Source organism: Rhodococcus chondri, assembly GCF_036327435.1.
Classification (GTDB): Bacteria; Actinomycetota; Actinomycetes; order Mycobacteriales; family Mycobacteriaceae; genus Rhodococcus; species Rhodococcus chondri.
This window is the reverse complement of sequence record NZ_JAUZMZ010000202.1, coordinates 1-7,843: the sequence shown is the minus strand read 5'-3', so window position 1 is coordinate 7,843 and position 7,843 is coordinate 1. Positions and strand designations below refer to the sequence as shown.

The 7,843-nt window shown below is 67.7% G+C and carries 8 protein-coding genes; 5 read left to right on the top strand and 3 right to left on the bottom strand.

The window, feature by feature from the left end; translation table 11 throughout:
- The coding region (locus Q8814_RS22840; RefSeq protein ID WP_330154262.1) for an RNA polymerase sigma factor at positions 1-941 on the top strand (941 nt) is incomplete at its 5' end.
- A 19-nt stretch (positions 942-960) separates the two neighbouring features.
- Here the strand turns inward: Q8814_RS22840 and Q8814_RS22835 are convergent.
- The 3 genes from Q8814_RS22835 to Q8814_RS22825 all read right to left on the bottom strand — a co-directional run bounded on the left by Q8814_RS22835 (position 961) and on the right by Q8814_RS22825 (position 2,792).
- On the bottom strand, positions 961-1,449 hold the full coding sequence (locus Q8814_RS22835; protein WP_330154261.1) for an SRPBCC domain-containing protein: 489 nt from the start codon (positions 1,447-1,449) through the stop codon (positions 961-963).
- A 187-nt stretch (positions 1,450-1,636) separates the two neighbouring features.
- Positions 1,637-1,861: a hypothetical protein gene (locus Q8814_RS22830; protein ID WP_330154260.1), complete on the bottom strand. Its 225-nt coding sequence runs from the start codon at positions 1,859-1,861 to the stop codon at positions 1,637-1,639.
- A 241-nt stretch (positions 1,862-2,102) separates the two neighbouring features.
- Positions 2,103-2,792 carry a ZIP family metal transporter gene (locus tag Q8814_RS22825; RefSeq protein WP_330154259.1) on the bottom strand — a complete coding sequence of 230 codons (690 nt, stop codon included), beginning with the start codon at positions 2,790-2,792 and terminating at the stop codon, positions 2,103-2,105.
- Between the two features lie 260 nt (positions 2,793-3,052).
- Here Q8814_RS22825 and Q8814_RS22820 point away from each other — a divergent pair, with 260 nt between their 5' ends.
- From Q8814_RS22820 to Q8814_RS22805, 4 genes are all read left to right on the top strand, one after another.
- Positions 3,053-3,556: a MarR family transcriptional regulator gene (locus Q8814_RS22820; RefSeq protein ID WP_408015969.1), complete on the top strand. Its 504-nt coding sequence runs from the start codon at positions 3,053-3,055 to the stop codon at positions 3,554-3,556.
- Between the two features lie 249 nt (positions 3,557-3,805).
- On the top strand, positions 3,806-5,599 hold the full coding sequence (locus tag Q8814_RS22815; protein ID WP_330154258.1) for a thiamine pyrophosphate-requiring protein: 1,794 nt from the start codon (positions 3,806-3,808) through the stop codon (positions 5,597-5,599).
- 21 nt (positions 5,600-5,620) lie between these two features.
- Entirely contained in the window at positions 5,621-6,715 is a 1,095-nt protein-coding gene (locus tag Q8814_RS22810; protein ID WP_330154257.1) for an enolase C-terminal domain-like protein, read from the top strand.
- 30 nt (positions 6,716-6,745) lie between these two features.
- A partial coding sequence (locus Q8814_RS22805; RefSeq protein ID WP_408015968.1) for an FAD-binding oxidoreductase occupies positions 6,746-7,843 on the top strand: 1,098 nt, incomplete at its 3' end.

The window sequence follows — 7,843 nt, the reverse complement described above, 5'->3', positions numbered from 1 at the left end:
TACCCGACGAGCGGCTGGAACTGTTCTTCACATGCGCGCACCCGGCGCTGCCTGCGGAAGACCGCACCGCGTTGATCCTGCGCTGCCTCGCCGGTTTGACGACCGGCGAGGTGGCCCGCGCCTTTCTCGTGCCGCACGCGACGATGGCGCAACGAATAGTGCGGGCCAAGAAGAAAATTCGGCAGGCACGCATCCCGTTCCGGGTGCCGAGACCCGACGAGTTGCCCGAACGCCTGCCGGTTGTGCTCGGGGCGGTCTATTCGATCTTCACCGAAGGGTATGCCGCGAGCAGTGGCGAGCACCTGCAACGGATCGACCTCGCCGACGAAGCGATCCGCCTCGCCCGCATCCTGCACCGCCTGATGCCCGCACAGCGAGAAGTGACCGGCCTGCTCGCGCTGATGCTGCTCGTGCATGCCCGCCGGGACGCGCGCACCGACCTCACCGGCGCGGTGATGCTGCTCGACCAGCAGGACCGCACCCGCTGGGACCGTCCGATGATCGAGGAAGGCAGCGCGCTGGTGGTGTCCGCGCTAACCGGAGGACCGCCCGGCCCGTATGCCGTGCAGGCCGCGATTGCCGCGCTCCACGACGAAGCCGGCGACGTGGACAGCACCGACTGGCCGCAGATCGTCGCGCTCTACGACGTTTTGGCTGTGTTGTCGCCGTCGCCGGTGGTCGCGCTGAACCGGGCGGTGGCGGTGGCGATGCGCGACGGTCCCGAATCCGGACTGGCACTGCTCGACGGTCTCGCCGCCGAACCGAACCTGCGCGACTACGGCCCGTACACGGTGGCGCGGGCCGAACTGCTGCGAAGAATGGATCGGAAAACCGAAGCCGCGGAAGGGTATCGGCGCGCGCTCGACCAGACCGGTACCGAAGCCGAACGGCGTCACCTCCGGGCACGGCTGGAAGACCTGGTGGGGCCGCAGGATTCATGAGTGCGACGGGTATCGGCGGTCAGTGGTACTCGTCCACCAGATCCAGGTAGTCGTCCCACAGCGGGGGGCGGGTATCGGTCAGGACCGCGTTCAACCGATCGAGGTAGTACTGCCACCCCGGCCCGATCTCGCCGGCCTCCGAGCGCGGCACATGACGATGGGTGAACTCGAGTGTGGTGGTCCGGCCGACCTGGTGCAACGCAACCTCGAGCAGCCACCCGTCCTGATCGACGGAAAAACCGGCCGGGGGAGTGCACCGCAGGATCTGCACGTCGGTGGTGGCCGAGTCATGGTCGTCGGTCATCGTCAACCGCACACGTCCCGAGTCCGGATCGCCGGTGTAGGTGCCGTACCAGCGTCCCAGCGTGTCCGGATCGGTGAGCGCGGCCCAGACCTCACCGATCGGCAGCAGGAAATTGCGGCGGTAGACCAGCCGGACCAGCGACGAATTGCTCGGGCAATCACGTTCCGGACTTACCTCACCTGTCACCGTCGTCGGCGTGCTCATCGGTACTCCTCTCGGCGTGTGCCCACCGGATACCCAGATTGTCCCGCACCCGTGACCGACCCGCGCCGAATTCACCCCGGTGTCTTCACGCCGACCGGGTCGATGGCCCCTCCAGGGGCCTGCACCGACTCGCATGTTGCCGAGGCGATACAGGACCGAAGGTGTCTGCGCCTGGGAAAAAGGAACGCTAGAAGAGGCCTGCCTCGTGCATGGCAATGAAAGCGATGGTGATCGCCGTCAGCGCGTACACGGTCAGCATCGTGACCTTGGCGGTCGTCTCGCTGGTAGGGGGAAACACCTTGAGTACCGGTTTCGCATATGCGGCCGGTCGATGCTTGTGCGCCGGCGAGGCGAGTGCGGAAGCCGTGGTGAAAGTGCCGGTACGGTACGGCTTCGTCGGATTCGTAGTCATGGCACGCGTCCTCTCTACGCCGAACTGGTCTCCATGGTAGCCGGGTCAGGTGCCGCGAACCGGGAGAACTCCGGGCAGGGCCGGTAGTCCGGATATCCCGTGACGGACGAGGCTGCTCGCTGTCGTCGGTCGCACTCGTCCAGCCCGTGCTTTCGCCGGGAGAAACGGTGAGCGCATGGCGCGGTTATGACGCCCGCCAACTCTTCGGTGGGTTCGATATCCCGCGTTGTCGAGGGACGGCTCAGCCGCCGAGGGCGAAGGCGACGAGGAATCCCAGGGCGGTGGAGATCCCCACCCACCAGCCGCCTTCCCGGTAGGCCTCGGGCATCAACGAGTCGGACATCACCGCGATGGTGGCGCCTCCGGCGAATGCCTGGATCAGCGAAATTCCCGCCGGTGGCAGGGAATCGGCGTAGGCGGTGGCGGCGATGACCACCAGCACCAGCAACACTGCGGTGGCGCCCCAGATCGCCAGCGCCCTGCGGTGCGGAAAAGTCGCCCGCATGGACGCCGCACCGGCCACCGCCTCGGGCACGTTGCCCACGGCCACGGCCACCAGCAGCACCAACCCCCCGGCGCTCGATTCGGCGAGCGTGGTGCCGAGGGCGGCGTTCTCCGGGATTCCGTCGAGCAAGGCCCCGAGCATCAGCGCCCAGCCCAACGCCGCGGGGCCGAGCTTGTTCTCGACCAGGTGATCGGCACCGACGTAGACCACCGCGCCGAGCAGCAACGTCCCGCCGGCAGCCCACAGTCCCTGATCAGCGAAGGCGGGGGCGAACAACTCGGTCGAGACCGCGGCGACCATGGCGCCGGCTCCGAATGCCATCAACGCGGCCAGTACCGGGCGGGGCAGGTCGTATCGCAATCCGATCACCGCGCCGATGAACAGCGGTACTGCGGTACCCAGGCCGTACCACAGCGCCGTCAACACCGCGTCGACCTGTGATCGTACCGAGCGAGGACCTGGTCCGCCTGCATGGTTACTCCTGCCACGGTCGCTCGTGGTTACCCGGTTCCGAGACGGGGAAACGGCACGACGGTCGGTCGGGCTCGATCGGGTACGCCCACGGGCCGATGTGCTCGCCGGCACCGGCGCCCGATCTCGCGCGGTGATCGTGCTGCCCGGCGCCGAGCAATACGGACCGCCGCGCAATGGTTGTGTCGACGCAACGGTGGGTAGAAGATGAGTTCGTGAACACGCCACGGCGGCCCCGCGGCCACACCCGCGAGTTCGAGGCGCAAGTCGATGCGGTGATGTGGGCCTCGCGCGCCCTGGTCGGGATCGCCGCAGCGTCCGTCGCCGAGGTCGAGGACACCGTGACCATGCCGCAGTTGCGGATCCTGGTGCTCATCGGCACCCACGGTCCGGTCAATCTGGCCGCGGTGGCCGAGACGCTGGAAGTCAACCCGTCCAACGCCAGTCGTGCGGTCGATCGGTTGATGAAAGCAGGATTGCTGGATCGGCGTGATTCTCCGGCGGACCGCCGGAATGTCCATCTGACCTTGACCCAGGCCGGCGCGGCGCTCGTCGAGACGGTGAGCAGCCATCGCCGCCGGGCGATCGCCGCGGTGTTGGCGCGGATGGAGTCCGAGGACCGCGATGCTCTGGCCGTGGCATTGCGACGCTTCGCCGCCACCGCCGGTGAGCCGGTGGACGGCGACGCCCTGACGCTGCTCTGGCCTCTCATCCGCTGACCCCCGATATTCTCGAATACTCGTTTTCGCGCAACCCTTGCGCCACGGCAATCATTGCGCGGAGAATAGAAAGTCGGGAGAGGACCGATCAGGCAGATCGTGGAGCTGATCGCCCCGAGCCCGCCGCCGCAGAACGGTGGTGGCTCCGGTAACCGAGTCACCACACCTCCGGACGATTCTGCGGCGGCGTGGCGGCTGCGCTCGATCCCATCCCTGCATTCGACTCTCGATCGGTAGGGGAGAGGTCCGATGGCCAGCGGAACGGTAGCCGACTATCTGCTCGAGCGACTGCGCACCTGGGGAGTGGAACATGTGTTCGCTTACGCCGGCGACGGCATCAACGCACTCCTCGCGGCCTGGGGCAGAGCAAACGACCCCCCGCAGTTCGTGCAGTCGCGGCACGAGGAGATGAGTGCGTTCGAAGCGGTCGGCTATGCGAAGTTCACCGGTCGCGTCGGTGTTTGCATGGCCACCTCGGGACCCGGTGCGATCCACCTGCTCAACGGCCTGTACGACGCCAAGCTCGACCACGTCCCGATCGTGGCGATCGTCGGACAGACCAACCGCACGGCGATGGGCGGGTCCTATCAGCAGGAGGTCGACCTGCTCAGCCTCTACAAGGACGTCGCGAGCGACTACGTGCAGATGGTCACCGTGCCCGAACAGCTGCCCAATGTCCTCGACCGCGCGATCCGGGTCGCGCTGACCCAGCGCGCTCCCACGGCGCTGATCGTGCCGGCAGACGTGCAAGAACTCGACTACACGCCGCCGACGCACGAATTCAAGATGGTCCCGTCGAGCTTCGGCGTCGACTGGCCCACCGTCGCCCCGGACGACGAGGCGATCGCCCGCGCCGCCGAGATCCTCAACCGCGGCGAGCGGGTCGCGCTGCTGGTCGGCAACGGCGCCCGCGGGGCCTCCGAGGAGATCGCGCAGGTCGCCGAACTGCTCGGAGCCGGGGCCGCGAAGGCCTTGCTGGGCAAGGACGTACTGTCCGACGCGCTGCCGTGGGTCACCGGCTCCATCGGCCTGCTCGGTACCCGGCCCAGCTACGAGCTGATGCGCGAGTGCGACACCCTGCTCACGATCGGTTCGAGTTTCCCGTACACCCAGTTCCTGCCCGACTTCGGGCAGGCCCGCGGGGTGCAGATCGATATCGACGGCCGGCTCATCGGCATGCGCTATCCCAACGAGGTCAATCTGGTCGCCGACGCCCGCACCGCGCTGCGGGCGCTGATTCCGCACCTACGGCGCAAGGAAGACAGAACCTGGCGTCGGAAGATCGAAGCGAACGTCGCCCGGTGGTGGGAAACGATGGAAATAGAGGCCGCGGTGCCGGCCGAGCCGGTCAATCCGTTGCGGTTGTTCGCCGAGTTGTCCCCGCGGCTGCCCGACGATGCGATCGTCACCGCGGATTCTGGGTCGTCCGCCAATTGGTATGCTCGGCAGTTGCGTTTCCGTGGCCGGATGCGCGGGTCGCTGTCCGGCACGCTGGCGACGATGGGTCCCGGGGTGCCGTACGGTATCGGCGCCAAGTTCGGCCACCCCGACCGGCCGGTGATCGTCTTTGCCGGCGACGGTGCGATGCAGATGAACGGGATGGCCGAGCTGATCACGATCAAGCACTACTGGCAGCGCTGGCGCGATCCCCGGCTGATCGTCGCGGTCCTGCACAACAACGACCTCAACCAGGTCACCTGGGAAATGCGGGCAATGGCCGGTGCCCCGAAATTCGTCGAGTCCCAAACGCTTCCGGACGTGGACTACGCGGCGTTCGCGTCGAGCCTCGGCCTGCAGTCCCTCACCGTCACCGACCCGGAGAGCCTGAGCACGGCCTGGGACACCGCATTGTCGGCGGACCGGCCCACGGTCCTCGATGTGCACACCGATCCCAACATGCCGCCCATCCCGCCGCACGCCACCTGGGAGCAGTTCAAGGCAACCACGGCCGCGGTGCTCGGTGGGGACGAGGATCGCTGGGACTTCGTCAAGGAAGGCATCACAACCAAGGCCCAGGAATTCATGCCGCACCAGAGCAACTGACGGCCGACCGCGAACATCGCCATGACCGTCACGGACCTCACCGTCGAGGCGTACACGATCCCCACCGACGCCCCCGAAGCGGACGGCACCCTCGCCTGGGACAGCACGACCATGGTGTTGGTGCGCGCCCGGGCCGGCGACTGCGTCGGCATCGGGTGGACCTACGGCCCGGCCGCCTGCGCAGCTGTCGTCACCGACCTGCTCGCCCCCACCGTCGTCGGACGTCGCGAAGAGGACGTGACCGGCGCGCACGAGGCGATGGTCCGCGCGCTGCGCAACGCCGGCCGTGCGGGTATCGCCGCGTGCGCCCTGTCCGCGGTCGATGTGGCCCTGTGGGATCTCAAGGCCCGCCTGTTGTCGGTGCCGCTGCACCGGCTGCTCGGCGCCGTCCGTGACCACGTGCCGGTCTACGGAAGCGGTGGGTTCACCACCTACGACCGCGCCCGACTCGAACGGCAACTCTCACATTGGACCGACGGTGAGGGCATACCCCGGGTGAAGATCAAGATCGCCGAGAGTTGGGGCAGTCGTCCCGACCGGGACCTCGACCGCATCGGGCAGGCCCGGGCCGCGGTGGGCGAGCAGACGGAGTTGTTCGTCGACGCCAACGGCGGCTACACCGCCAAACAGGCGATCCGCATGATGGGGGCCGCCGCAGACTACGACATCGTCTGGTTCGAGGAACCGGTCTCCTCCGACGACCTCGCCGGTCTGCGTCAAGTGCGCCATGCGGTCCGAGCCGACGTCACCGCCGGCGAGTACGGGTACGACCTGACCTACTTTCACCGCATGTGCACCGCCGGTGCCGTCGACTGCCTACAGGCCGATGTCTCCCGTTGCGGCGGCATCACCGAGTGGCTGCGCATCGCCGCCGTGGCCGCGGCCCACGGACTCGAACTGTCCGGGCACTGTGCTCCGCACCTCCACGTCCATGTGGCCGCCGCCACCGCGAACCTTCGTCACCTCGAGTGGTTCCACGACCATGTCCGAATCGAGTCGATGTGCTTCGACGGCGCTCTCGATCCGACCGGCGGTGTACTGCATCCGGACGACAGTGCACCGGGGCACGGGCTGACCGTCCGCACTCCGGATCTCGACCGCTACCGGGTCCGGTAAGCGCCGGGCACACAGAAAGGCGAGTGAGAAGTGACCGCACTCGAAAATCCGGGTCCGCCCCACACCACGGGTCTGCTGTTCGACACCCTCGCCGCCCGGTTGCGGGACCGCGTCGACGGGGAGGTGCGGTTCGACGCAGGATCGCGGGCCGCGTACTCCACCGACGCATCCAATTACCGGCAGGTGCCGATCGGGGTGGTGGTGCCCCGCACACCCGAGGCGGCAGCCGACGCTGTGGACGTGTGCCGCGAATTCGACGTACCGATCCTCTCTCGCGGCGGGGGCACCAGCCTGGCGGGCCAGTGCTGCAACGTCGCGGTCGTACTCGATTGGAGCAAATACTGCACCCGCGTGCTGTCGGTGGACGACAGGGCCGGCACCGCAGTGGTGGAACCGGGAATCAAACTCGACGATCTCAACGACGCGCTGGCGTCATCCGGCTGGATGGTCGGCCCCAAACCGTCCACCCACGTCAGCTGCACGATCGGAGGGATGATCGGCAACAACTCGTGTGGGTCGACCGCCCAGGCGTACGGCAAGATGGTCGACTCGGTCCGTCGTCTCGAAGTATCGACCTACGACGGGCTGCGCATGTGGGTCCAGGCCGCCGACGACGAGAAATTCGATCACGCCGTGCGCGAGGGAGGCCGCAGGGGCGAGATCTACCACGGTCTCCGCGCGCTGCGCGACCGCTACGCCGAGGACATCCGTGACCGATATCCCGACATTCCGCGGCGGGTCTCGGGATACAACCTCGACTCGCTGCTCCCGGAGAAAAACTTCGATCTCGCCCAGCTGCTCGTCGGCAGCGAAAGCACCCTGGTCACCGTGCTGCGCGCCGAACTGCAACTCGTACGCCGGCCCGCTGCCGAGGCGCTCGTGCTGCTCGGTTTCGACGACATCACCGCGGCCGCCGACGCCGTGCCACTGGTACTCCCGCATCATCCGGCGGCCTTGGAAGGTATCGACCACCGGCTGGTGCAACTCGAACACAGCCGACGTCTCGCCGAGAACGCCCTGCGGCTGCTGCCCGACGGTCGCGCCTGGCTGATGGTTCGGATCGACGGCGAGAACCAGGCCGACGCAGACGCCGCCGCCGAGGCGATGATCACGGACGTGCGCCGGCAC